The sequence below is a fragment of the Paraburkholderia sp. EG286A genome (assembly GCF_040965375.1).
GTDB lineage: Bacteria > Pseudomonadota > Gammaproteobacteria > Burkholderiales > Burkholderiaceae > Paraburkholderia.
Genome location: NZ_JBFRCB010000005.1, coordinates 471,208 through 495,789, shown reverse-complemented (window position 1 = coordinate 495,789; position 24,582 = coordinate 471,208). Strand labels below are relative to the sequence as shown.

The window sequence follows — 24,582 nt, the reverse complement described above, 5'->3', positions numbered from 1 at the left end:
TCATCGGGATTCCGGAACATGAGCCAGCAAGCGCCGATCCCCGCCGGCCAGGACCGGTACCAGGTGTTCTGGCGGCGGCTACGAGCCGCGCCGCACGAGCATGACCTGTTTCATCTGCTGCGCTGGATCGACGCGCTCGCAGGCGGCGAAGCGCCGCTCGGCGAGGCGCAGCATCCTGCGGGCGAGCCGGTGCGGCTCGGGCAGACGCCGTCGCTGTCGTTCGCGCCTTCGATGGTCGCGGCGGTCGCTGGCGAAGAAGACGGGCACGCGCCGGACGGACTGCCGCGCGTGCATATTCACGGCTTCGGGCTGTTCGGGCCGAACGGTCCGCTGCCGCAGCACGTGACGGAGTATGCGTACGAGCGCGCCCACAGCTTCGGCGACAACACGATGGGCGCGTTTGCCGACCTGTTCCACCATCGGCTGATCGTGCTGCTCTATCGCGCGTGGGCCGACGCGCAGCCCGTGGTCGGCCTCGACCGGCCCGGAGAGTCGCGCTTCGACCGCTATGTCGCGAGCCTCATCGGCCTCGCCGGCGCGCGGATCGCGGCGCCGCCGTTGCGTGCTCGCGACGTGCCGGGGCGCCACGCGAAGTACTTCCAGGCGGGCCACTGGGTGCGCCAGACGCGCAACCCCGAGGGGCTCGCGCAAATGCTGCGCCACGACTTCGGCGTGCCGGTGCGCATCGTCGAGCATGTCGTGCGCTGGATCGCGCTCGGCGAGCGTCAGCGCAGCGCGATCGGCGCCGTGCGAGGCCCGCGGCGCGGCGGCGGACAAGTCGCGCGCCAGCGTGCAACGGGCGCGGCACTCGGCGAGGGCGCGGTGCTCGGACGTGCGGTGCGCGACGCGCAGGGCAGCTTCCGCATCGTACTGGGGCCGCTGCCGCTCGCGCGCTACCAGGCGTTCCTGCCCGGTGGCACGGACTCGGCCCGGCTCGTGCATTGGGTGCGCGAGTACATCGGCGCCGAGTTCGGCTGGGACCTGCAACTCGAACTGGCCGCGTCCGCGGTGCCACGCGCAGCGCCCGGCGGCGCGGGCAGGCTCGGTTTGTCGACCTGGCTCGGGCGGCGCCTGAGCCATGAACCCGCGCGCGACCTCGTGGTCGATCTGGTTGCGCGTGCCCAAGGAGGCTGACGCGTGGCGCGCATCTTCACCCTCGAAAGTCCGTCAGGCGACGATCTCAAGTTCTACCGCCTGAACGGCGAAGAGGCGCTCGGGCGTCCGTTCGAGTGGCGCATCGAGGCGCTTGCCGCGAGTCACAACGTGTCGCTGCGCGAACTGCTCGGCAAGGCGGTGACCGTGCGCGTCGAACTGGCGAGGGGCGCGGAGCGATACCTGAACGGCATCGTTTCGCGCGCCTCGTTGATCGGGCGCCATGCCGAGCGTTACTACGCGTACGAGTTGATCGTGCGGCCGTGGCTCTGGCTCGCGAGCCGCAGCGCCGACTGCCGCATTTTTCAGGAAAAAAGCGTGCCGCAAATCGTGCAGCAGGTGCTTTCTCCCTATGGTTACCCGATAGAGAACCGGCTGACCGAAACCTATGCGCCGCGCGAGTACTGCGTGCAGTACAACGAGACCGATCTCGACTTCGTCTCGCGGCTCATGGAGGCGGAGGGCATCTATTACCTTTTCCGCCATGAGGCCGGGACGCACACACTGGTGCTGTGTGACGCAATGGCTTCGCACGGCGATCTGCCCGGCTACGCGACGATTCCGTATATCGGCCGAGACCGCGCCGCGATCGCCGACGAGGAACACATCGACAGCTGGCAGCCGGTTCAGGAGGTGAGTGCGGGGCGGCGCGAGGCGAGCGACTACGACTATACGAAGCCGCACGCCGATCTGGGCGTGCAGCGCGCCGAGCCTCGCGGTCACGACCACGACGACTATTCGGTGTACGAATGGCCGGGTGGCTATCGCGACGACGCGCACGGCGCCCAGCGCAATCGCGTGCGCCTGGAGGAGCTGCAGGGTATCTACGACCGCGCACAGGCGCATACCGACGTACGCGCCAGCGCGCCGGGTTACCTTTTCGAGCTGGAACGCTGCCCGCGCGCCGACCAGAATCGCAAATACCTGATCGTGCGTTGCACGTACCGCTTTCAGGAGAACCCATATGCAAGCCACACGGGCAACGAGCCCGTGCTGCACGAGGCCGATCTGCTCGCCCAGCCCGACAACCTGCCGTACCGTACGCCGCGCACGACGCCGGTGCCGCACACCAACGGCCCGCAGACGGCGGTCGTGGTCGGGCCGCCCGGTGAGGAAATCTGGACCGACCGCTATGGCCGGGTGAAGCTGCAATTCCACTGGGACCGTTACGGCCGGCGCGACCAGGACTCGTCGTGCTGGGTGCGTGTTTCGAGCCCCTGGGCCGGCGGCGGTTTCGGCGGCGTGCAGATTCCGCGCATCGGCGACGAGGTGATCGTCGATTTTCTGAATGGCGATCCCGACTATCCGATCGTGACCGGGCGCGTCTACAACGCCGCGAGCATGCCGCCCTGGAGCCTGCCGGTGAGCGCAACGCAAAGCGGGCTGCTCTCGCGCTCGACGCCCGGTGGCGCGGTGGAGCACGCGAACGCGCTGCGCTTCGAGGACCGCAAAGGCTCAGAGCAGTTGTGGATGCACGCCGAGCGCAATTTCGACGCGGAAACGGAGCTCGACCATACGCTTTCCGTGGGGCACGACCACGCACACACGGTCGGCAACGACGAGACGATGCAGGTGAAGAACAACCGGCAGAGGAGTGTCGGGCAGAACGAGACAGTCAGCATCGGGCAGCATCGGGTCGCGCAGATCGGCGGGAACGAGACCACCAGCGTAGGCGGAAGCCATAGTGTCACGGTAAAGGGCGACAGCACGCATACGGTCACCAACGGCAATCACAGCTTCACCGTGGCGAACGGGACGCATACCGTGCAGGTCGAACAGACCAGCACGCATGCGGTGGCCGCCGGTTCGCGCATCGTCGATGTTGCCGTGGGCGACTACAGCGTGACGGCGGCAACCGCGGTGCTCCTGTACGGCAAAAAGCAGGGTGTGGGCATCACCGGCGACGGCGGTGTCGGCATCACGGGCAGCAAGCTCGGCGTCGACGTGATCGGGAACGACGGGGGTATCGGCATCACCGGCGATGGCAAGGGACGGGGCGTGGCGGTCACCGGGACCGGCAAGGGCGTCGTCATCACCGGCACCCCTTTTACGGAAGTCTATGGCACGACCAACGTGGACGTCTCGGCCCCCACCGTCAACGTGGGCGATCAGGACGTCAAGCAGGTCAACATCAACGCGAAGAAGATCGTCATCTCGACGCAAGGCGCGAGCATCGAGCTCGACGCGTCAGGGATCACGATTCAGGGGACGATTGCCCATATCAACTAGTCGCGCAGGGAAATGGAGAGGATCTTATGGACACTCACGCAGATCAGACCGATGAAGCGATGGCAACGCAAGCCGCGTCCATCGATCCCGACACCATCGACGACGCTACACGCGCGAAGCTGCGCGCCCTGTTCGACGCGGGCGCGGCCCCCGGTCCGGCAGCACCCGCGCGAGGGCCCGCCATCGAGGGGCTGCTCGCAGGCGAGGTGACCGACACCCATCATCCGGACAGCCCCGGCCGGGTGCGGGTGCGCTGGCACTCCGCCCAGGGCGACGCCGTGGAGTGCTGGCTGCAATGCCTGCGCGGGCAACGGCCGCGCAGGGGCGATCGCGTGCTCGTCGAGCAGCCGGCGAACTGGCCGGAGGCGCTGGTCACGGGGATTCTTTCGACAGGCGCCGCGGAGGGCGAAGCGGGCATCCCCGAGTCGCATGGAATGAACGGCGCAACCGAGGCCGTCGACACGCAAGCGAGCCAGATCGTGAGGCTCCAGCCCGACGAATGCGTGCAGATCGACGATGCACACGGCAAACCGCTCGTGCAGATTCTCGCTTCGAGCGCGGGGCCGGTGGTGCGCCTCATGAGCCCGAACGTCAACCTGGAGGCCGCGGGCAAGCTCAGCCTGCGTGCGCGCACACTGGAGCTGGAGGCGGGCCGCGGTGGCGTCGATATCCGCACCGAGGCCGATACGGTGGTGAGAAGTCGCTACATTCGGCTGAACTGACCCACGAGAGGATTGGGTGATGCAGCGTGAATTTGCCGCCAAGGATGCTGCGTTGGGCGCGTTCATCGAGCAGCCCGACTATCCGACGCTCGTGCTCGGCGCAACCGATCTCGACGTCGTGCTCGCGTTCAGGATGCTGCAGGAACGCGATCGGCGCGACAGGCAGCGCGTCTACCTGCTGTTTCCGTTCGAATGCGCCGCGTCGGGCCGCTTTGTTCAGCAGTGCATGGCTTCGCTCGCCGCGCAGATTGACGCAGAGAACCAGGCGCGCGCGCAAGAGGGCGTGATGCCGTGGGCCGAGCTCCCGCTGCTTTGCACCGATCCGACGCAGCACCCCGCCATGCGGCTAAGAGCGGCGATCGGGCATGTGCGCACGCTGGTTGCGGAAGGCGTCGATATCGTCTGGGGGCTCATGCCATCGACCCTCGAGGACGCCGCCGGCTATCGCGAAACGGTGTTGCCGCTGCTCGCGCTCGATGGCTTCGAGGCGTGGATGGACGGCCACCGCTTCTGCGTTCGCGACGATTGTTCGCGGCGCTTCCTGTTGCCGCAGGAGTTGCGTGCGAAAGCGCCACACGTGCTCACGCTTGACCTTGACTTTTCGCCCGAAAAAACCGCAGACGCCATGGTGGGCGCGATGAACGACGCGGCCCGCCCGCTGGCCGAGCGCATGCAGGCGGCGATGCAGCTGGCCGCGCTCGATCTCACACACGGTCGGCTCGACCAGGCGCTGGAGAAGTATCGCCTGCTGTATGGCTGGCATCGCGAACAGTGCAACCCGCTTGGGAAGGCGCTGGCGCTGGGCGGCATCGGCGATGTCGCAACACGCAGCGGCCAGCACGCCGATGCGAGCCGCTGGTATGCGCATGCGCTCGACGCCGCGGCGGACAGCGGCAACCTGGGCGTGACGCTCAATATTCTCATGGCGTCTGGAGAAGCTTGCCTGCGCCTGAAACAGCCCGCGCGCGCGGTCGAATATTTCGAGCTCGCGAGCCGCGGTGCGGACAAGCTGATGTTCCCGCACGCGAGCGTCGCCGCACTGGAGAAGCTCGGCGTGGCCTTGCTGGGTGCGCATAAGACTGCCGAGGCAGCACGCACGTGGACCGAGGCGAAAACGCTGTGCGAGCGCTTCGGTTGCGAGCATCAGCGCCGCTCGCTGCTCGAACGGCTGGCCGCCCTGTATGCGCAAGCCGGCTTGAAGACGCAGGCTAAAGCCTACGAGATGGAGAAGGATCGGATTCCTGCATATCGTGAGGGAGCGCAACGGTAGATGAGCACCCCGCCCGGAAATCCGGCCAGCCCGGCTAACGAGCCGCCCCCGCCGCCTGCGCCGTTGATCTCGCCGACCGGCAACACGTCGGTCGACGCGCTTGCCAGTGCGGTCAACGCCGGCGCGCAGCCGTTTCAGCAGCTCGGTAACCCGAAGGCCAACACGCTTGACCGCGTCACGAACGTCGTGATCGGCGCGGTGGGCAGTCTCGGCGCGCTCGACCAGCTGCTCAATACGGGCATGGCGATGATTCCCGGCGCGAATCTCGTGCCCGGCATGCCGGCGGCGTTCATCGGCGTGCCGCATCTCGGGGTGCCGCATGCACACGCGCACCCGCCGAGCGACGGCGTGCCGATGCCGAGTTGCGGCGTGACGATCGGAAGCGGCTGCCTGAGCGTGCTGTATGGGGGCATGCCCGCTGCACGGGTGCTCGACATCGGCCTCGCGCCCACCTGTGGCGGCTTGGCGCCCATCTTCGAGATCTGCACCGGATCGAGCAATACCTTCATCGGTGGCGCGCGCGCGGCGCGCATGGCGCTGGACCTGACGCGTCACTGCAATCCGCTCGGCGTGAGCGGTGCGGGGCACGCCGCGCAGGAGGCTGAGAAGGCGAGCGCACTGAAGCGTGCGATGCACATTGCCGGGATGGCGGCGCCGGTGGCCTCCGGCGGGCTGACGGCCGCCGACCAGGCCGTGGATGGCGCCGGGGCGGCCGCAGTCGAGATGACGGCGGCGCAGACGGCGGCAGACGCGATCGCGATGGCGATGAGCAATCTGATGGGCAAGGATCCAGGCGTTGAGCCAGGAATGGGAACGCTGATCGATGGCGATGCGAGCGTCCTGATCGGCGGCTTCCCGATGCCTGATGCGCTTGCCATGCTGATGCTGGGCTGGGGGCTGCGCAAGAAGGCGCACGCGCCAGAAGATGCCGGGGAACCCAAGCGTACGGAGCAAGGGGAATGCAAGGGAGGACACCCCGTCGACGTGGTGAGAGGCACGGCGGAGAATGAGTTTGCCGACTATGCGACCGTCGACGCGCCCGCATTCAAATGGGAGCGCTACTACCGTAGTGACTGGAGCGAACGGGACGGCGCGCTGGGCTTCGGCTTTCGTCACAGCTTTCAGCACGAACTGCGCGTGCTGCGTACGCGTGCGATTTACGTCGATGGCCACGCCCACGCGTATACGTTCAGGCGCGGCGTCGCGGGGCGCTACGAGGGCATCTTCGCAGGCTACGCACTACAGCAGCAAGGCACTAATCGTTTCGTGATCCTATATGGGTCGCATAGCGAGCTCACGTTCGAGCGCACGAGCGAAACGCATGGTTCGGCCCGACTCGTGCGCCATGTCTGCGACGGTGCCGAAAGCACGCTGCGCTACGCAGACGACGGCACGTTACGGCACATCGAACAATCGGCGCAGCGTGATGGGCGCCGCCGGCTGGTCGATTTCATCTACGACGCACACGGCCATGTGGTGCAAGTGCGTCAAACCAATGCGCAAGGCGCCGTCACCTGCATTGCCCGGTATCGCTACGATGCCGCCGGTTGCCTCACAGCCGCAACTGATGCGCTAGGCGCGTCCATGACCTACGGGTATGACGAGTTGCGCCGCATGACTCGGGAAACGGATGCCAATGGCTACTCGTTCTACTACCGTTACGGTGATGACGGCCGTTGCGTCGAGAGCGTGGGGCAGGACGGCCTGTGGCGCATCCTGCTCGATTACCAGCCTGGCCGCACGGCGGTCACACAAGCCGATGGCGGAAAATGGACCTACTTGTACGACGATGCGCGCACGGTGACGCACATCATCGACCCCTATGGCGGCGCGGCGGAGCGCGTGACCGGCACGGATGGGCGCATCGTCGAGGAGGTAGACGCCGGCGGGCGCGTGATGCGCTGGCTTTATGACGAGCGCGGGCGCCATACGGGACGCATGGACGAATGGGGCAACATGTGGCCGGCGTGGAACGGGGTACAGGCACTGCCGAACCCCTTCGCACATCGTTTGCCACAGACACACCTCGGGCTGCAGTGGGGGGAGCCGGCGCAACACAAGGTGGGGAATACGATTTTGCTGCCCGAGGCTATCGAACGGATCGTGGATGACCTGCCCGGGCGCCGCGTGAACGCATGCGCCCTGAAGGAAACAAGGGACGCCAGCGAGCGGCTGGTGACACGCATCGACGAATGCGGTAAAGGCGAGCATTTTGCGTATGACTCAGCTGGCAATGTGCTCGAGTATCGCGACAAGGATGGCAGGGGTTACCGCTACGGCTTCGCATCCTGGAACCTATGCGTAAGCGAGGAGGATCCGCTCGGCGGTACAGTGTCATACCGTTATACAACTCAGGAGAAGGTCTCGTCGGTTGTTGACGCGAACGGGAACGAAAGCCTGTACGCCTACGATCTGAAGAACCGCATTGTCGGCGTTACGCGGCACGGGATGGTCCGCGAGACCTACGCATATGATGGAGGAGATAGCCTGGTTGAAAAGCGCGATGGCCACGGCAACTGGCTGCTGCGCTTCGAGGTGAGCGAGTGCGGCCTGCATCGTAGGCGCGTGCTGGCGAGCGGCGAGACACACTGCTTCGAATACGACGAGCGAGGAAATTTCACGAGGGCGTCAACGGACCGCGCCGACGTCAGGTTCACGTACGACGCGCTCGGGCGCTGCATCGCGGACAAGCGCAATGGACGCGGTGTCGAGCACAAATATATCGGCGCGCGTCTCGCAGAGACCACGTACTTCGATCGATTCGCGGTGCGATACGAATCTTGTGGAGACGGTGACATGTCGATTCACGTTCCGGGCGGAGCTGTCCACCGGCTTCACCAAAGTGCCGATGGCAAGGTCCTGCTGCGTCTTGCCAACGGCATGAATCGACTCTACGCGTATGACCCGCAAGGGCGATGCGTCGCACGCCTGACGTGGTCCGAGGGACGCGCGCAAGACGTCCATTGTGCGGAGTATAGCTACAGCGCGACAGGCGAGTTGCGATGCGTCATCGATAGTCAGAAGGGCAGGACGGAGTATCGATACGATGCCGCCCACAGGCTGGTGGAGGAGAGTCAAGACGGTTGGCCGGTGCGGCGCTTCGAATATGACCGGGGAGGCAATCTTGTCTCTACGCCGTCCTATCCGTCTATCCAGTGCATGGAGGGAAACCGGCTGGCTGCCGCGTCACGCAGCCTGTTTCGCTACGACGAACGTAACCGTCTGGCCGAAGAGATTCGCGCGCCAGAGGCGCATACGGTATACCGCTATAACAGCATGGACTTGCTGGTGGAAGTGCACTGGAGCGATCGCGAGGAGGCGTGGGCAGCGCAATACGACGGGCTGTGCCGACGCACTGCCAGCACAATCGGCGCACATCGTATCGACTATTACTGGGACCGCGACAGGCTGGCCGCGGAGTCCCGTGCGGACGGCAGGCTGCGCCTGTACGTCTATCCGGACGAGATGGCGCTGGTGCCGTTCCTATTCATCGACTATGACTCGCCGCAAGCCCCGCTCGATAGTGGCCGGGTCTATTACGTTGTGGTTAATCAGGTCGGGCTTGCGGAGCAGATTGATGATGACGAATGCAGGACGGTATGGCGCGCGCGAGACATCGATCCTTATGGGACGGTTACCGTGGCTGACCACGGCGAGATCGAATATAACCTGCGGTTTCCAGGCCATTATTACGACGCGCCAACGGGTTTGCACTATAACCGGTTCAGGACGTACAGCCCGGCGCTTTGCCGCTATTTGCAATCGGACCCCGTGGGACAGGCCGGGGGCGTGAATTTATACGCATACACTGCCAACCCGCTGGTGGCGGTGGATATCCAGGGGCTCAAGGATTGCTGTGGCGCTCCGGGAAATAACCATTTCGACGATTGCGAGCATGCAGGCAATGGCCGCGCTGCCGAACGGCCGCCGGATCGACAGAAGTCAAAGCAGCAGCTCGACGCGGAGCGCAAGGATACGTCAGCCCAGTCGTTTGTCACGAAGGGCGCGTCAAAGGCGGGCGAGATTGCCGATGATCTGCACAGGCAGACCGATGCGACGGGCCGGGGCATGTGCACTGCCTGTGGGGACCCCGAAGTTGGGGCTCGTGTGCAAAACGGGCAAGCGAAGAAGCAACCGCAGGAGCTTGACCCACGAGGTGAGCATCTTTCGGGCGAAAACATGGTTGCGCTGATGGAAGAGCTCGGGATGCCTATCAAAGGGCATCCGGCCGATGGTGATGTAGTGGGGAGAACGAATGCGTCCCATGCGGAAATGCTGGCCGGACATGACAATCAATTTTACGGGCGGGAGCCGAATGTCATTGGCATATCGAGACCCTCATGCGGCATGTGCCGGGACTGGTTGAGGAGGCATGCCCAATATACGCGTGTCACGCATATCGTCAGCGACCCGGAATACCAGCGAATCTATCACCCCGATGGGACCGTCGACATTTACCATAGCGATGGAGAATACGCCGGTAAAGTGTCCAGCAAGGTCGAGCCGACGGCCACCCGGCAGAATTACGAGGGTATCCCATGGTAGAAAAGACCCGCGAACTTGTTGCCGATTGCCGAGCCATTGTGATCGCGTCGCCCACGCACCACTTGCCACTGAACGCAAGACAGCGTTTGTGGGCCTCCTTCGGTGAGCGGCTGGACCCGGCCAAGGTACGGGCCGGAGCGATATCGCCGGGTCATGACCGGCGTGGCAGGCTCGCGATATATGCGGTACGGAGCGTTCTGCCGCGGTATGCGGCAGACGAGGCGCGCGCCGGTGCAGACCTGGTCAATTCGACGGATCATCCCACCAAAATCCTCGACGTCGCCGAGCGCCGACTCGACCGGATTGACGACTGGGCTTCGACCGAGAGAACCGCTTACCGCTATGGGAATATGCTCCAGTACATTTACGAGCTTTGGCAAGACTATGAGGTAGCGTCGCTGATTTTGCTTGGCGCAGGCGGGGCGATCGGTTCATGCATCTGCGATCACCTGTGGCTCGAAGCAGAAGACGAAGGACCTGATACTGAAGGGTGGACGCCGGAAATGTACGCTTGCCTCGCGTTCTGCGATGGGGCGAGCCCCTGGGTCCAGGACGAGACGCAGGGCGAACGGCAGGGTGAACTCAACGCTCGCCGGGAAGCGTTCTGGCTGCAGTACCTCGCGAAGGCCGCCGAACTTGCTGTTGCAGCTCACAATTTTCGCTAGCGATTATCATAGATGCGATAAGGTGTTCGTTAATTCCGCTAGTCCGCTGCGTCATTGAATTGGCACCGCTCGAATCCGAGGCGAAGGTTCGTCATATTTCCACTTGATTGGCTTCGGGTTCTTGTTGTGCTCGCGAATGTAATGCATCAGTTTGCGATCCAGATCCTTCACTGAACTGAAGATGCCGCGCGCGATCACATCGCGCTGGATGCGCGAGAACCAGTTTTCCGCCTGGTTGAGCCACGACGAGTAGGTCGGCGTGAAGTGCAGGCGCGCGTTGCGATGCGCATCGAGGAACTCGGCGACCCGCTGCGTCTTATGGCCGCTGACGTTGTCGCAGTTGACATGGATTTCGCGGCGTTTGGGCAGGCTGGAAACGACGTCGGTCAGGAAGGCCACGAACTGTTCGCTGGCGTGGCGTGTCTTCGCTTTTCCCAACACCTCGCCAGTGGCAGTGTTGAATGCCGCGAACAGACTGAGCATGCCGTTGCGCTTGTACTCGAAGCCATGGCTCTCGGCGCGCCCCGGCGACAGCGGCAGCATTCGGTCCTTGCGGTCGAGCGCCTGGATGGCCGTCTTCTCGTCCACGCAGAACACCGTTGCGTGCGCCGGCGGGTTCAGGTACAGCCCAATCACGGCGGCCGCCTTGGCCTCGAAGTCCGGGTCGTTGGAGACCATGTGCCGCTCGAGTTGCTGCGGCCTGATACCGTGCTTGCGCCAGATGCGCTGCACGCTCGAGACCGACACGTCGCCGAGTTCTGTAGCGAGCTTGTAGCTGCTCCAGTGTGTCGAGCCGTCCGCGGGTTTGTGCTTGATCTGTAGTGTCAAAAGTAGTGAAACGACATGGTTGATGAGTGTCATGTCTGCAGCGTGGGTGATCAGCGACCGCTCGGCCAGGAGCGCCTCGGCACGAAAGCGAATGAGTCATATCGACCCACTTCTGCCGTTGATCAGATCTCCACGAACAGACCGCAATACGCTTCAGAGCGGACACCCAAGCGGTGTCGGCCCAACGCGCTCGCCTGTTCAGCTTTCCACCGGAATCGTCGGTGCACCACTTGTCACCTTCGCCCTTCTCTAGCACCTCGGCGAGCCAGAACAGCAACTGTTCGCGCCACTCTTCGTCCTCAGCAGACGGGGAGGACTTCGCGAGGCTCTCGAAAAGAGAGTTGGCGGTTTCGAGGACGGGCAACCCGCGGCGATAGCTCAGCATGGCCACCAACGCGTCATCTGTCGCACACTTCAGCGCGCGCAAATACTCATCGCGAGATCGAGTTAAGCATCGTCCACGAGCGCCAATATGGGGCAGCGAACCAGGGAGAGAATGAGTGCCGCTGCTCTGGGCAGGTGATCTAACGATGCGACTGCTCGTTTTTCCCGTTCGCAGAGGCACGCGCCGGCGCATTCATTTCGAGCGTTTCGTGCCCCCGACCGCAGCAGCGCGCTTGCGCTCCACGCGCAACGCGTACTGGAATGTGCCGCTGCGGAAATAAAGATATTCAAAATCGACCGGATTGCCGTGGCTGTCCTGCGTGAGCCGTTCGATACGCAGCACCGGTGCGTCCTTCTTGATCTTCAGCGCGCGAGCAATCGCGCTTTCGGCTGTGACGGCGTCGATATTCAGATCGGCGCCGCCCAGCGCGACGCCGCAATCGTTCTCCAGAATCAAAAAGATGTCACGCGTCTCGAGGTCGGCGCGTTGCAAACGCTTGCCGATCGCTTCCGGTACGTAGGTGATCTCGTACGAAACCGGCTCGCGTTGGAGCAGACGCAAGCGATGGATTTCGGCCACGGTCGCCTGCGCTTCAAGACCGAGCTTCTGTGCCACCTGCGCTGGCGCGGGCACGAAGCGAAATTGCAGGACGCGATTGACGATCTCGTGGCCGCTCTCCCGCATCGCCTCGGCGAAGCCTTGCAGCGACGTGATGTCTTGCACAGCCTTCGGCTGCGAGACGAACGAACCCTTGCCGTGCACCTTGAATATCAGCCCTTCTTTCTGCAGGTCGCCGAGCGCCTGCCGGATCGTGATGCGGCTCACGTCGAACATGGCCTGCAATTCACTTTCCGACGGCATGCGGCTCATTGGCGGATATTCGCCGTCGAGGATTCCGGCGCGCAGCGTATTCCTGATCTGGACGTAAAGCGGAACGGGCGAATCAATCTCGAAGGCAGAGGACATGGCGGCGAAGGGCAGGGCGGCGTTCGATGGCGTGCGCAGCTGGAGGTGCTGGAATTATACGCTGGGGCTTGCCGGCAGCTTTCATGCGATTGCCTTTCTCAACTTGTTATGACATGATATGTCGTGTTCGGTTTGGCTATGACGACCCGCGAGTGCGCAAGTCTGTCACCAGGCCCTGTCTTTTACCGGAGGAGCATTATCGACTCCGACCTTTGGCTCTTTACCGTGGCGCTCGGTTGCAGCGCGCTCGGCGGCATGCTCGGAATGGCGAGCGGCCTTTTCATCGTGCCCGCGCTCACCGTGTTCGGCCACATGGACCTGCATGCGGCGGTAGGCGCGAGCCTGGTCTCCGTGATCGCCTGCTCGTGCGGCAGCGCCGCGCCATATCTGCGCGGGGGGCTCACGCACGTGCGCCTCGCGGTGTTGCTGGAAAGCGGGACGACGCTCGGAGCCCTGACGGGCGTCGTGCTTGCGGGCGTGGTGCCCGTGAAGGCGCTCGATTTCCTTTTCGCAGGCGTCATGCTGGTCTCGGCGTGGCAAATGTTCATGCAGCGCGTGGAGCGCCTTGGCGTGCCAGCAAACGCAACCGGACGCCCGACCGCCCTGGACAACAGCTATCCCGACCCCGCGACGGGCCGCGAAATCGCCTATACGGTCGCACGCGTGCCGCTGGCGCTCGGGCTCATGTATGCGGCGGGCCTCGTTTCAGCGCTGCTGGGCATCGGCAGCGGCGTGCTGAAGATACCCGCGATGGACACAGCGCTGCGCCTGCCCATCAAGGTCTCCACGGCCACCTCCAACTTCATGATCGGCGTGACCGCCGCCGCGAGCGCGTGCGCCTACTTCCTGCGCGGCGAGATCGTCCCCACGATTGCCGCGCCGATCGCGCTCGGTTCCGTTGGCGGTGCGCTGCTCGGCGCGCGCATCCTGATGAAAATTTCCAGCCAACGCTTGCGCGTGCTCTTCGTCGTGGTGCTGGTGGCGGTCGCCGTGCAAATGTTGTTGCAAGGTTGCGGCATTAACCCGTTCTGACACTCGAACCATGGACCTGGCCCATACGACTTTCCCCAAGCCGCGCGCGAGCGCCAGGCTCGAAAGGATTCTGGCTGCGCTGCTCCACTTTGGCACATGGGCAGGCTCGTGCGCGATAGCGGCCGGCATTGCGCTGCACTGGTGCGCGAGTGCAGCCGTCGCGCACTTCGGCAACGCTGCGCTCACCGCGGGCGTGTGCATCATCATCCTGCTTCCTGTCGCGAGGCTGATGCTGATGCTTGCAGTTTATGTTGCCGAACGCGACTATCGGTTCGCCTCGATTGCGGCGTTCGTGCTGCTGGTCGTGATCGCGGGTTGTGTCGCAGGTGTCGCGCTGGGGCCGCTTGGTGGGTGAAGGGTCGAGGGGGCTGTGCAGGCTGCAGGCTAAAAATCCGCACAAGCGTGTAACCAGGGTGCGTGGCGCACCGATATACCCTGTGGAGACCGCAATCCGGTCGCATTGTTTGAACACCCAAACCGGCGCGTTTCGCCGGCTTGCCCATAGGGAAATCACGCATGAATCCGCTTTCGTCTGTCTTCCGTCTTGCCGACCCGTTGTGGCTAGTGTCGAAGTTTCAACGGTATGCGCCGTTGCCGGTGCGCTTTGTAGTCGGTTACGGATTCATGGCGCACGGGTACGCAAAAATCGCAAAGAATCCCGAGCATTTCGCCGCCATCCTCCACGCTCTTGGCGTGCCCGCTCCACACTTCATGGCATGGGCGACCATTGTGATCGAACTGATGGGCGGGCTAGCGATTCTCTGCGGAGCATTTGTGCCGCTCGCGACGGTGCCAATGCTTGCTGTACTGCTCGTTGCGACGCTTACCGTCCATCTGCAGTTCGGGTTCACCTCGATCAAGTTGATGGATGTCGTGAGCGGTGTGCCGCGGTTCGGGCCGCCTGGTTACGAAACCGATTTGCTATACGTGGCAGGGTTGCTGTCACTCGTATTTGGTGGTGCGGGCCCGCTCGCTGTCGATACGCTGTTGCGTCCATGGTACGTACGCGTGAGCACACGACTCCGGATGTCTGGAGAGGCAGTCTGAAGGACAAAAGCGGGCGCTCCGGCGCCTCTTTTGAGCGTCAGGATCATGATAGTCAGCAAACCGAACCCCGCAGCCGGAACGCATGAGCACGCGACGGCCAGTTCGGAGGTTGAACGCCGGTTGACTTCGCTCCTTGCACAGTCGCTTGAGGGCGACAGGAAGGCTTACCGGACATTCCTTTACGAACTGACGGGACATTTGCGGGCGCGCTTGAGAAAGAAACTGCGCAGGAAGGACGAAGACATCGAGGACCTGATGCAGGAGATCCTGATTGCGGTCCACAAGGGTCTCGAAACATTCAAGCCGGAAGTACCGCTTACCGCCTGGATAAGCGCGATCGTGCGGTACAAGGTTGCAGACTATCATCGCGCGTACTTTCGCTGGGATTCGCTGCACGAGCCATTGGATGATGATGGTGATCTGTTCACGGATTCCAGCACGGAAGCCGCGGATGCGAGACGCGATTTACAGCAATTGCTGGCGACATTGCCGAGAAGCCAGCAATTGCCGATTGTGCACATGCGCCTGTGGGGCATGTCCGTTGCCGAAACAGCATCGGCGACGGGGCTTTCCGAGTCCGCGGTGAAGGTTGGCGTGCATCGTGGACTCAAGGCGCTCGCTGCGAAAATTCGGAAGAAAGCCCATGAAGACTGAAGATCTCATTGTGATGCTGGCAGACGCGCCGCGCCCTCCGAGCCGCGCGGTGGCTGGCAAACGGCTGGGCCGGGCCCTCGTGATAAGCATCGTAACGGCGTTGCTGCTGATTCAAACGATCCCGGTTAACGGCGTGCGGCTCGAGGGTGTGGTCTTCACGCCGCTCTTCTGGATCAAGGTTTTGCTACCGCTTTCGATGACAGCAGGTGGGCTGTGGGTCAGCGCGCGCCTTTCACAACCGGGTGTCGAAGTGGGGCGCCTGTGGCTTACCCTCGGATTGCCAATCGCAGCGGTATGGCTGGTGGCGGTGGTCATCCTGCTAGCGTCACCTGCCCCGGCACGGACAGACCTGGTGCTGGGCCACACATGGCGTACGTGCTCGCTGTACATTGTGGAGCTGTCAAGCCTGCCGCTCCTTATACTGTTCTGGGCAATGCGGGGGCTAGCCGCAACACAGCCGGTTGCGGCGGGCGTGACTACCGGACTGCTGGCAGGAGCAATCGGCACATTGGCGTATTGCTTCCGCTGTCCTGAGACCGCAGTCCCTTTCTGGGCGACCTGGTACTCGCTCGGCATGGCCGTTCCCGCCCTGATCGGTGGCATGGCCGGTCGATGGATACTCCGCTGGTAGAGCCCCCCATCTCCGCATCGCGTGACAACCGCTAGCAATAGCGCGGATTCTGTTGCCACATCTGAAGTGCATTGTCTCCCGCGAGCTCATTGGATTGCATGCCGCTATGGTTGTTGCTCAATCCGATCTCGATGAGGCGGCTGTAAGCAGCCAATTCGTTTCTCCGCTGTAACCAAAGGTGTATTTGAATCGATATATCAAGTAGCAAGCTCGAGAATGTGCTTGCCACATGGGTGATGATCCAAACGATGATTGTTAGGATATCAAATTAAATTGGTTGTTCTTCCGATGCGGGAAAAAGCGTTTAAGCGGAGGTGCTGGCGTTTTAGTGGGCCCGTCAGGAGGACAGCAGGTGAACCTTATGAGGAATTGAGATGAACGCGCGAAAAATTATGGGCGTATTCCTGGTTGCCGGTATTTGCGGGGCGGTCGTAACTGACGCGAACGCTCAGGGAAGGACCCGTGCGGAGGTGCGGCAGGAACTGATTGATGCGGAAAATCATGGTCTGAGTCTGGTTACCGACGCCTCGTACCCGGACGTTAGCCCGATCAACCAGCAACGTCTGGCCCAAATGAACTCGCTGCAAAACAGCGGTACCGGGACAGGATCGAGCGGAACTACTGACAGTGGTACGAAGGACGTCCCTCCGCAACCCCCATCGAGTGACAGTTGCGTCGGCCCAGTCAGTTTCTGCAACATCTATTTTGGCAGTTGAGTGGGGCTTGAGGGCAGTGAACTGTTCCACACTGCCCTCGATGATGAGGAACGCGCGGTGGGGCCGTCGCGTGAAGAATCTGGACCTGGCGGTGAAGCTCTGAACCAGACTGACGACGCGGGTGTGCGGAACGTCGCCCGCGCTTGTCGTGAACTTTCTGACCGTCGACTTCGCCCCGGACGCCCCGTAATGGGCCTGGGGACGCGTAGACGCGGTTTTCCCGGCCAACGTGTCGTCGAGTCCGATCGAGGCGATCCACCGATGAACCACTCGGGCATATTGTCGTGTCGAGATATGTGGCGAGGCACGCAGCCGGCTTGGAAACAGATAGTCGTTGGGCCTCAATCCCCGTGCCTTGATCCAGGCTTCAACGCTCTGACGAGTCTGCTGAGTGATCTCGAATTGAACCGGTCTTTGCGTCTTCTGCTGCATGACCATTACTCGCGATGCGACATGGCTACCTTGGCAGACTTCTTTCACCAGCAGCCGAGTCAAGTCACACGCCCGGAGTTTGCTATCAATTGCGAGGTTGAACATCGCCAATTCTCGGACGTTCGAAGACATCTGCAATCTGGTGCGAATCGCCCAGATTTCCGGCAGCTTCAGTGGTGGCTTCTGTCCAGTGAGCTTCCCCTTATTCCAGGGCACGCGGGAGCCCGTGGGATCGTTCTGCGTTTCCATGACGTTCTCCTTCCATTTGGAGGGAGATCCAGTGTGCGCGTCGGCCATAGGTCGCTCAACGACCCGAAGCGGTCGGTGGACCAGACCCGATCGAATCGGCCGCTTCGACGGGTACAACAGTCATTCGCTGCTTCGAAACACGCGGCAGGTCATGGAGATTGACTCCCCCCGCACGCTGACCATACCGACGAACGGCGCATTCGCGCAGTCCAGTCATTGCAAGGCACCACTTCGTGCTTCATCGACTCGTGAGTCCGACGCACCCACGGCCTCTGTCCCGCGCTCACGCCGCGCCGCAATCGCGAGATAAACCGCTGGCAGCACAAACAACGTAAACAGCGTCCCAATCGTGAGGCCGCTGGCGATCACGAGCCCCATGTTGAATCGCGACGCCGCGCCCGCTCCTGACGACATGATCAGCGGCACGACCCCGAGCACCATCGCCGCCGTGGTCATCAGGATCGGCCGTAACCGGATTCCCGCCGCGAAAACGATGGCTTCGAGTTTCGACATCCCCCCGTGCTGCGCCTCGTTTGCCACCTCGACAATCAGGATGCCGTGCTTGCTGATCAGTCCCATCAGCGTCACCAGCCCGACCTCGGTGTAAATATTCAGCGACGCGCCACCGAGCCCGAGGCTGATAAAAACAAGCGCGCCCGCGACCGACATCGGAATGGAAACCAGAATCACCAGCGGATCGCGGAAGCTTTCGAACAACGCCGAAAGGCTCAGATAAATGATGATCAGCGCCAGCACGAAGGTTTCGATAAACCCGCTCGATTCCTGCACCATTTGCCGCAACGGCCCCGCATAGTCGATGGACACATCGGCCGGCAGCGTGCGCGCCGCCAGCGCCTGCAGCATCTTGAGCGCAGCGTCCTGCGAAACGCCGAGCGCAGGCACGCCGGAGATGGTCGCCGAGTTGACCTGCTGGAAATGATTGATCGCCTCCGGCACGGTCTCGGTGTGCACGTGACCAATCGACGAGAACGGCACCGGCACATTATTCACCGTCGCGATCTGGTAATTCATGATCTGGTCGAGCGTCAGGCGAGAGCGCTGCTGAACTTGGGCGATGACCTTGTACGAGCGCGCATCGAGACTGAAGTAGTTCGTATAACCGCCGCCCAGCAGACCACCCAGCGCAGTTCCGACTTGCTGCATCGTCAGGCCGAGTTGCGAGGCTTTGTCGCGGTCGATATCGAAGACCTGTTGCGGTTGATCGATCTTCAGATCGCTATCGATGAAGAGAAACATCCCGCTGGCAGCGGCGTCGGCCAGGAACTGCCGCGCCTGAACATTGAGCCTATCCAGCGGCTGCGTCGACTTGAGCACGAACTGGATGGGCAAACCTTCCGAGCCAGGCAATGCGGGCGGCTGAAACGCAACGACCTTCTGTCCCGCAACCCTGTTGAACTGGTTCTGCAGTTCGTGCTGGATCGCCGTCGCATTCCGGTGCCGCTCGTCCCACGGCTTGAGCGTCACGCCGCCGATGGACTGCAATGGACTTTCGATCTGAAACGTCTGCGCGGCTTCGGGTGTCCCGGCCATGATGTCCTCGACCTGCCGACCGAACACCTGCTTCTGCTGTAGCGTGGCGTCCGGCGCGGATGTCGGCTGCAGGATCACGACGCCCTGATCCTCCTGAGGCGCCAGTTCGCTGTCGGCGCTCGTGTACAGGAAATAGATGCTGCCGATGACCAACCCGGCGAACAGCAGTGTTACCGGAATCGTGTGCAGACTGTTGCGTAACAGCCGTTCGTAGCCGCGTCGAAGCGAACCGAACACGCGGTCGATCGTCTCCACGATTCGCGTCACCCAACGCCCGCCCTGACTGGGAGGCTTGAGGAGCTGGCCGCACATCATGGGCGACAGCGTAAGCGAAATAATTGCCGACATCGTTACCGCGCCGACCAGCGTGAACGCAAACTCCGTGAACAGTGCGCCGGTCAGGCCGCCCTGGAAACCGATCGGCACATAAACGGCGATCAGCACGATGGTCATCGCGATGATCGGGTTGGCGAGATCGCGCGCCGCCCTGATCGCGGCGTCGCGCGGACGCATGCCTTCTTCCAGATGACGGCTGACGCTCTCCACCACGATGATTGCGTCGTCGACCACCAGACCGATCGCCAGCACGAGCCCGAGCAGGGTGAGCAGATTGATCGAGAAGCCGAGCGCGAGCATCACGCCGAACGTACCGACCAGCGACAAAGGAATCGCGACGACCGGAATCAGCACCGAGCGCGGAGAGCCCAGAAACGCGAACACCACGAGCGTGACGATCGCGACCGTCTCGATCAGCGACGCCTCGACCTCGCGAATCGAGCTATCGACGAACACGGTCGAATCGTAGATGACCGCGCTGTGCAAACCGGCGGGTAACGCCTTCTGGATGTCGGGCAATACGGCCTTCACGCCCTTGATCACGTCGAGCAGGCTCGCCGATGGCGCAATCTGGATGCCCAGATACACGCCTTGCTTGCCGTTGTACGAAACGCCGGACTCGTAGTCTTCCGCCCCGAGCGTCACGTTCGCCACGTCCTTCAAGCGGATGATCCCGCCGTTGACCTGTTTCACCACGAGTTCCCGGAATTGCTGCACCGAATGCAGGTCCGTTGATGCCTTCAGGTTGAACTGCACCATTTGCCCTTTCGTGGTCCCCAGTCCCGCGACCACGCTGTTGGCGGCGAGCGCGTTGGTGACGTCGGCGGCGGTGAGGCCATAGGCCGCGAGCTTCTGCGGATCGAGCCACGCGCGCAGCGCGAAATACTGCGGTCCGAGCAGTTCGGCCGTCTGCACGCCCTTGACCGCCTGCAGACGCGGCTGCACGTTGCGCACGAGGTAGTCGGTGATCTGGTTGGGCGTGAGTTCATCGCTCGAAAAGCCGATGATCAGCGCATCCAGGGACTGCCCGATCGCCACCGTGATGGTCGGCTGCTGCACGCCGCTCGGCAACTGGTTGAGCACCGAGTTGATCTTGGTGTTGATCTCGGTGACCGCTTTGTCGGCATCGAAGTTGAGCACGAGGTTCGCGGTGATCGTGCTCGTGCCGGCAATGCTCTTCGACGTCAGATAGTCGATGCCGTTCGCCTGGGCGATAGCCTTTTCCAGCGGCGTCGTGACGAAACCCTCAACGGTCTGCGCGTCGGCGCCGTAGTAGGTCGTCGTAATGGTCACGACGGCGTTTTCGGTTTTCGGATATTCGAGAATGGGAAGCGAGGTGAACGCCTTGTAGCCGATCACGAGAATCATCAGGCTGACGACGCACGCCAGCACCGGCCGGCGGATGAAGATATCGGTGAATTTCATCGGACTGCTCCGTTCCGTTCAGTGGTCTTGCGGGACAGGCGCGGCGTCGTTCGTCAACTTCGCGCTGTTGTCGATCTGCACGAGCGCGTCGTTGTGCAGCTTCAGTTGTCCCGCTGTGACGACCACGTCCCCGGCCTTCAGCCCCTTCAGGATGCTGACCTGGTCGCCGCGCGTTTCGCCTGTCGTCACGAATTGCTGGCGCACGCTTGCCTGCGGCTTGCCTTGCGCGTCCCTGCCGTTCTGAACCACGTACACGAGGCTGCCGTACGGGTTGTACGCCACGGCCGCCTGCGGAATGGTCACGAGCGACTGCGGCTGACCGCTGCTGACGTGTGCGGTGGCGAACATGCCGGGTAGCAGTGCATCGTCGGGATTCGCGAACGACGCGCGAATTTGCAGCATGCGGCTCGAGGTATCGACTTTCGAATTGATCGATGTCACCTTGCCGGTGAACGTTTTGCCCGGGTACGCATCCAACGTCATCGATACCGTCTGTCCGAGGCCAACGCGTTCCATCGCCTGCTGCGGCAGATAGAAGTCGAGGAACATCGGGTCGAGCGCCTGCAAGGTCACGACCGCCGTACCGGCCGGGAGGTACTGGCCGACATCGACCTGACGCACGCCGAGTCGTCCCGCGAACGGCGCGCGCACGGACTTCTCGCTGATCACCGCCTGTTGCGCCGCGACTTGTGCACGCGCCACCTTCAGGTTCGCAGCGTCGGTATCCACGGTCGATTGCGCCACGGCTTGCGCCGCGAGTTGCTGGAGGTCGCGCTTGTAGGTGATTTCGTCCAGTTCGGCGGTGGCTTTCAGTTGTTCGAGTTTCGCGGGATCGTCATTCGGACGCAGGCGCAGCAGCACCGTTCCCGCCTCCACATCGCGGCCCGAATCGAAGTCGATCTCGTCGATCACGCCGCCTGTCTCGAGCGACAAATCCGCGCCCTTCGACGCCCGCAGCGACCCGACAGCGCTCAGCGCCGGCTGCCACGGCGCAATGACAGCGGTCGTGGTGGACACGGTCGCCTGCTGCGACTGGATCGTCGTGGTGACCTTCTTCAGGATGCTGCTCTTGAACAGATGAAAGCCGATCAGCGCAGCGGCCAGCAGCCCCACCACGAGCAGCATCAGAAACAGGCGAAGCAGGATTCGGGGCGGCTGCTGTCGCTCTGCGGACGGATTAGCCGTATCGATACGGGTGGATAGAGAGGTCATGATTTAAAACACTCCACAACATTGCGCAACTTTGGGATCGACATCGTTTCGATGCCACCAGCCGCCGCCCAGCGCCTGGAAGAGCGCAACGGTATCGGTGTAGCGAGTGGCTTGGGAAGCAACCAGCTTGAGGCGGGCGCTTTCATCGGACTGCTCAGCATTCAGAACATTGAGATACGTGTTGCCGCCCGCGCTGTATTGCGCTTGGGCGAGCTTGAGACTGGCGGCGGCCGTTTTCTGCGCCGCCAGATTCGCGGCGAGCGCTTCGGCGTCGCGCTGAACCGCGACCAGTGCATTCGCTACGTCCTGGAACGCTGAATTCACCGTGCTGCTGTACTGGGCGGCGGCGACATCGACGGCGGCATCGGCGGACCGTTTTTTCGCTCTCAGCGCGCCGCCCTCGAAGACCGGCTGCGAGAGGCTACCCGCAATGCTCCATATAATGCCGGCGGGGGTGAAGAGATTCGCGAAGCTGCTGGCATCGCGGCCATAACTGCCTGTGAGCGATATCTGCGGCAGCATGTTCGCCACCGCGACGCCGTCCGCCGCCGTCGCCGAGTGCAGCAATGCTCCGTAGGCCTGAATATCGGGCCGCTGTGCGACGAGGCTCGACGGCAGCGATACCGGCAGTTCTTCCGGCAACACGAGGCTCGCGAGATCGAGCGTGGGCGCGGTGTAGTCGCTCGGCAGACCGCCCAGGTACACCGCGAGTTGATTGCGCTGCTGCTCGAGCTGCTTTTGCAAGCCGGGCAGGGTGGCGATCTGCGCATCGAGCAGCGCCTGCTGCTGCAGCACGTCCACCTGGCTGACCCCGCCAAGCTCGAAGCGCCGGCGGGTCACATCGCGCGCGGCGGTATACGAGCGGATGATGTCATGTGTGGTATCGATCTGCGCCTGCAGCGAAGCCTCGTTGATCGCGGCATTGACCACGTTCGCAACCAGTGTCAGTTCGGTCGCTTCGAGTTCGTAGCGCTGGTACTCGGCTTGCGCGTTTAATTGCTCGATTTGCCGGCGAATGCCGCCGAAGGCATCGATCGTGTACGACACGCTGAGCGATCCGCTTACCACGTTGTACGTCGAAGGTTCGGGGCCGAACTGCCGGTTGCGTTCACGCTCGCCCGACGTGCTCGCACTGATCTGCGGGAACAAGCTGCCTTGCTCAGCGCGCGTGTTCTCGCGCGCCTCGCGCAAGCTCGCCTGCGCGGCAGCGAGCGTGGGATTGGCTTTCAACGCGCGCTCGACCAGTGCGTTGATCTGCGGCGAATGGAACAGCGCCCACCAGTCACCCTGGATATCGCGCCCCGCGACGAGTGTTTGCGCGGCGCCCCCCGTAGTCTCGGCGGAAACCGTGCGCGCGGGGACGGGTTTTGCGGTAAAGGACGTCACATTGGGCGCGGCCGGCGCAACGTAATTCGGCCCGACCGTGCAGCCCGTCAACGGGGCGGCGAACGCGAGAAACATGACCAGTGCGAGGGGCCTGAGCGGGGCGGCGTACTTGAGCGCTGCGCGTGATCGGGGCATGCGTTTGAGCGGGAAGGCGTGAAGAGTCATCTGCATCTATTCCTGTACTTCCAAGTCCACTATTTCGCATACTATACTCATAAGTACAGAAATTGCAAAAAAGGAATTCTTACATGCAGAAAGCTTCGCCCGTGAGCCGCGCCGGACGGCCGAAAGATCCGGCCAAGCGCGCAGCCATTGTGGAAGCCGCGACCAGGCTGTTCGCCGGACAGCGCTATGACATGGTCACCATGGAAGACGTCGCCTTGAACGCCGGGGTGTCCAAGATGACGGTGTACAGCCATTTCACCGACAAGGAAGCGTTGTTCGAGGACGTGGTGCGCGGCGTGTCGGACCAGATGATGCGAGGTCTAACGGACGTCGGATCGGAGAAACTGCCGTTGCGGGAGCGGTTGACGGACATTGGCACGGCTTTCCTGACCGTCATCATCGAGTTGCACGTGGGCGGCATGGTGCATTCGCTGCCTATGTTGAGCGTCAATCATGCGCTCCGGCGACGCCTGTACGACGCGGGGCCGGGACGAACCCTGGCGGTGCTCGCCGGCATTGTCAAAGAGGCAGTGGAACGCAATGAACTCATCGTCGACTCGCCGGGAGAAGCAGCGCAGGACCTGGTGAGCTTGTGGGAAGGAGAGTTGACGGCGCGCATCCTGTTCGGCGTAGTGGAGCCGGCAACCGGGGAGGAAATCGCGCAGCGGGCGCAGCGCGGCACGGACGTATTTTTTCGAGCCTATGGGAATCCGCGTAAGCGCAAGTCACTGTAAAGACCGTTGCAAAGCCAACGATTCAGGATGCCAACCGGAATCCGTGCGGCCTTGGTCGCCCGCATGGATTCGATGTCGCCATCGGAACACGCGAAGTGCAGGAGGTGTTCTTTCTTCGTGCCAATCACGAGTCCCGCGGATCTCGGTCCGCGGGACTCGCGCGTACCGCGTAAATGACTCATCGATTTGGGCATGGCCGACGACCTGCTGAAATGAGTCTGTACCAGAATGTCCGATATCTGCGGCGTGC

General features: G+C 62.8%; 17 protein-coding genes and 2 pseudogenes. 13 read left to right on the top strand and 6 right to left on the bottom strand.

Annotation, left to right across the window (positions count from 1 at the left end; translation table 11 throughout):
- Positions 1-18 precede the first annotated feature (18 nt).
- The 6 genes from tssG to AB4Y35_RS25360 are packed head-to-tail and all read left to right on the top strand — an operon-like array spanning position 19 to position 10,583.
- Positions 19-1,134, top strand: a complete 1,116-nt coding sequence (gene tssG / locus AB4Y35_RS25385) for a type VI secretion system baseplate subunit TssG (RefSeq protein ID WP_368691853.1) — start codon at positions 19-21, stop codon at positions 1,132-1,134.
- A gap of 3 nt (positions 1,135-1,137) precedes the next feature.
- Positions 1,138-3,381: a type VI secretion system Vgr family protein gene (locus tag AB4Y35_RS25380; RefSeq protein WP_368706486.1), complete on the top strand. Its 2,244-nt coding sequence runs from the start codon at positions 1,138-1,140 to the stop codon at positions 3,379-3,381.
- A 26-nt stretch (positions 3,382-3,407) separates the two neighbouring features.
- Positions 3,408-4,103, top strand: a complete 696-nt coding sequence (locus tag AB4Y35_RS25375; protein ID WP_368706485.1) for a hypothetical protein — start codon at positions 3,408-3,410, stop codon at positions 4,101-4,103.
- A gap of 19 nt (positions 4,104-4,122) precedes the next feature.
- A complete protein-coding gene (locus AB4Y35_RS25370) occupies positions 4,123-5,373 on the top strand; it encodes a tetratricopeptide repeat protein (RefSeq protein WP_368706484.1) in 1,251 nt (416 codons plus the stop codon).
- On the top strand, positions 5,374-9,918 hold the full coding sequence (locus AB4Y35_RS25365) for an RHS repeat-associated core domain-containing protein (RefSeq protein WP_368706483.1): 4,545 nt from the start codon (positions 5,374-5,376) through the stop codon (positions 9,916-9,918).
- Positions 9,912-10,583 carry an Imm5 family immunity protein gene (locus AB4Y35_RS25360; protein WP_368706482.1) on the top strand — a complete coding sequence of 224 codons (672 nt, stop codon included), beginning with the start codon at positions 9,912-9,914 and terminating at the stop codon, positions 10,581-10,583. The genes AB4Y35_RS25365 and AB4Y35_RS25360 overlap by 7 nt, the downstream gene beginning before the upstream one ends.
- A gap of 51 nt (positions 10,584-10,634) precedes the next feature.
- On the opposite strand, the pseudogene AB4Y35_RS25355 reads toward AB4Y35_RS25360, so the two are convergent.
- Together AB4Y35_RS25355 and AB4Y35_RS25350 are read right to left on the bottom strand one after the other, a co-directional pair.
- A pseudogene (locus AB4Y35_RS25355) lies at positions 10,635-11,399 on the bottom strand (IS630 family transposase); the annotation flags it as partial.
- A 589-nt stretch (positions 11,400-11,988) separates the two neighbouring features.
- Positions 11,989-12,762, bottom strand: coding sequence for a GntR family transcriptional regulator (locus tag AB4Y35_RS25350; protein WP_368706481.1), 774 nt, complete (start codon positions 12,760-12,762; stop codon positions 11,989-11,991).
- A 195-nt stretch (positions 12,763-12,957) separates the two neighbouring features.
- Here AB4Y35_RS25350 and AB4Y35_RS25345 point away from each other — a divergent pair, with 195 nt between their 5' ends.
- The 6 genes from AB4Y35_RS25345 to AB4Y35_RS25320 all read left to right on the top strand — a co-directional run bounded on the left by AB4Y35_RS25345 (position 12,958) and on the right by AB4Y35_RS25320 (position 16,842).
- Positions 12,958-13,794 (top strand): sulfite exporter TauE/SafE family protein, encoded by an 837-nt coding sequence (locus AB4Y35_RS25345; protein ID WP_368706756.1) that lies wholly within the window; start codon positions 12,958-12,960, stop codon positions 13,792-13,794.
- A 10-nt stretch (positions 13,795-13,804) separates the two neighbouring features.
- On the top strand, positions 13,805-14,149 hold the full coding sequence (locus AB4Y35_RS25340; RefSeq protein WP_368706480.1) for a DUF1634 domain-containing protein: 345 nt from the start codon (positions 13,805-13,807) through the stop codon (positions 14,147-14,149).
- A 161-nt stretch (positions 14,150-14,310) separates the two neighbouring features.
- The gene (locus AB4Y35_RS25335; protein ID WP_368706479.1) at positions 14,311-14,841 is read left to right on the top strand and encodes a DoxX family protein; all 531 of its coding nucleotides are present in this window, start codon (positions 14,311-14,313) and stop codon (positions 14,839-14,841) included.
- A gap of 45 nt (positions 14,842-14,886) precedes the next feature.
- Positions 14,887-15,495: a sigma-70 family RNA polymerase sigma factor gene (locus AB4Y35_RS25330; RefSeq protein WP_368706478.1), complete on the top strand. Its 609-nt coding sequence runs from the start codon at positions 14,887-14,889 to the stop codon at positions 15,493-15,495.
- Positions 15,485-16,126 carry a DUF1109 domain-containing protein gene (locus tag AB4Y35_RS25325; RefSeq protein WP_368706477.1) on the top strand — a complete coding sequence of 214 codons (642 nt, stop codon included), beginning with the start codon at positions 15,485-15,487 and terminating at the stop codon, positions 16,124-16,126. The genes AB4Y35_RS25330 and AB4Y35_RS25325 overlap by 11 nt, the downstream gene beginning before the upstream one ends.
- Before the next feature lie 374 nt (positions 16,127-16,500).
- Positions 16,501-16,842, top strand: a complete 342-nt coding sequence (locus tag AB4Y35_RS25320; RefSeq protein WP_368706755.1) for a DUF4148 domain-containing protein — start codon at positions 16,501-16,503, stop codon at positions 16,840-16,842.
- A gap of 228 nt (positions 16,843-17,070) precedes the next feature.
- Here the strand turns inward: AB4Y35_RS25320 and AB4Y35_RS25315 are convergent.
- From AB4Y35_RS25315 to AB4Y35_RS25300, 4 genes and pseudogenes are all read right to left on the bottom strand, one after another.
- Positions 17,071-17,523 (bottom strand): annotated as a pseudogene (locus AB4Y35_RS25315) (tyrosine-type recombinase/integrase); the annotation flags it as partial.
- 213 nt (positions 17,524-17,736) lie between these two features.
- A complete protein-coding gene (locus AB4Y35_RS25310; protein ID WP_368706476.1) occupies positions 17,737-20,835 on the bottom strand; it encodes an efflux RND transporter permease subunit in 3,099 nt (1,032 codons plus the stop codon).
- Positions 20,836-20,853: 18 nt separating this feature from the next.
- Positions 20,854-22,047, bottom strand: coding sequence for an efflux RND transporter periplasmic adaptor subunit (locus AB4Y35_RS25305; protein WP_368706475.1), 1,194 nt, complete (start codon positions 22,045-22,047; stop codon positions 20,854-20,856).
- 3 nt (positions 22,048-22,050) lie between these two features.
- Complete coding sequence (locus AB4Y35_RS25300) at positions 22,051-23,598, bottom strand: efflux transporter outer membrane subunit (protein WP_368706474.1); 1,548 nt, start codon at positions 23,596-23,598, stop codon at positions 22,051-22,053.
- A gap of 83 nt (positions 23,599-23,681) precedes the next feature.
- On the opposite strand from AB4Y35_RS25300, the gene AB4Y35_RS25295 reads away from it, so the two are divergent.
- Entirely contained in the window at positions 23,682-24,332 is a 651-nt protein-coding gene (locus AB4Y35_RS25295; protein WP_368706473.1) for a TetR/AcrR family transcriptional regulator, read from the top strand.
- Positions 24,333-24,582: the final 250 nt, after the last annotated feature.

Bases quoted from the DNA above. Each gene is read 5' to 3' on its own strand.
- tssG (WP_368691853.1), top strand. From the start codon at position 19: ATGAGCCAGCAAGCGCCGATCCCCGCCGGCCAGGACCGGTACCAGGTG.
- AB4Y35_RS25375 (WP_368706485.1), top strand. From the start codon at position 3,408: ATGGACACTCACGCAGATCAGACCGATGAAGCGATGGCAACGCAAGCC.
- AB4Y35_RS25370 (WP_368706484.1), top strand. From the start codon at position 4,123: ATGCAGCGTGAATTTGCCGCCAAGGATGCTGCGTTGGGCGCGTTCATC.
- AB4Y35_RS25365 (WP_368706483.1), top strand. From the start codon at position 5,374: ATGAGCACCCCGCCCGGAAATCCGGCCAGCCCGGCTAACGAGCCGCCC.
- AB4Y35_RS25360 (WP_368706482.1), top strand. From the start codon at position 9,912: ATGGTAGAAAAGACCCGCGAACTTGTTGCCGATTGCCGAGCCATTGTG.
- AB4Y35_RS25350 (WP_368706481.1), bottom strand. From the start codon at position 12,762: ATGTCCTCTGCCTTCGAGATTGATTCGCCCGTTCCGCTTTACGTCCAG.
- AB4Y35_RS25340 (WP_368706480.1), top strand. From the start codon at position 13,805: ATGGACCTGGCCCATACGACTTTCCCCAAGCCGCGCGCGAGCGCCAGG.
- AB4Y35_RS25335 (WP_368706479.1), top strand. From the start codon at position 14,311: ATGAATCCGCTTTCGTCTGTCTTCCGTCTTGCCGACCCGTTGTGGCTA.
- AB4Y35_RS25330 (WP_368706478.1), top strand. From the start codon at position 14,887: ATGATAGTCAGCAAACCGAACCCCGCAGCCGGAACGCATGAGCACGCG.
- AB4Y35_RS25325 (WP_368706477.1), top strand. From the start codon at position 15,485: ATGAAGACTGAAGATCTCATTGTGATGCTGGCAGACGCGCCGCGCCCT.
- AB4Y35_RS25320 (WP_368706755.1), top strand. From the start codon at position 16,501: ATGAACGCGCGAAAAATTATGGGCGTATTCCTGGTTGCCGGTATTTGC.
- AB4Y35_RS25310 (WP_368706476.1), bottom strand. From the start codon at position 20,835: ATGAAATTCACCGATATCTTCATCCGCCGGCCGGTGCTGGCGTGCGTC.
- AB4Y35_RS25305 (WP_368706475.1), bottom strand. From the start codon at position 22,047: ATGACCTCTCTATCCACCCGTATCGATACGGCTAATCCGTCCGCAGAG.
- AB4Y35_RS25300 (WP_368706474.1), bottom strand. From the start codon at position 23,598: ATGACTCTTCACGCCTTCCCGCTCAAACGCATGCCCCGATCACGCGCA.
- AB4Y35_RS25295 (WP_368706473.1), top strand. From the start codon at position 23,682: ATGCAGAAAGCTTCGCCCGTGAGCCGCGCCGGACGGCCGAAAGATCCG.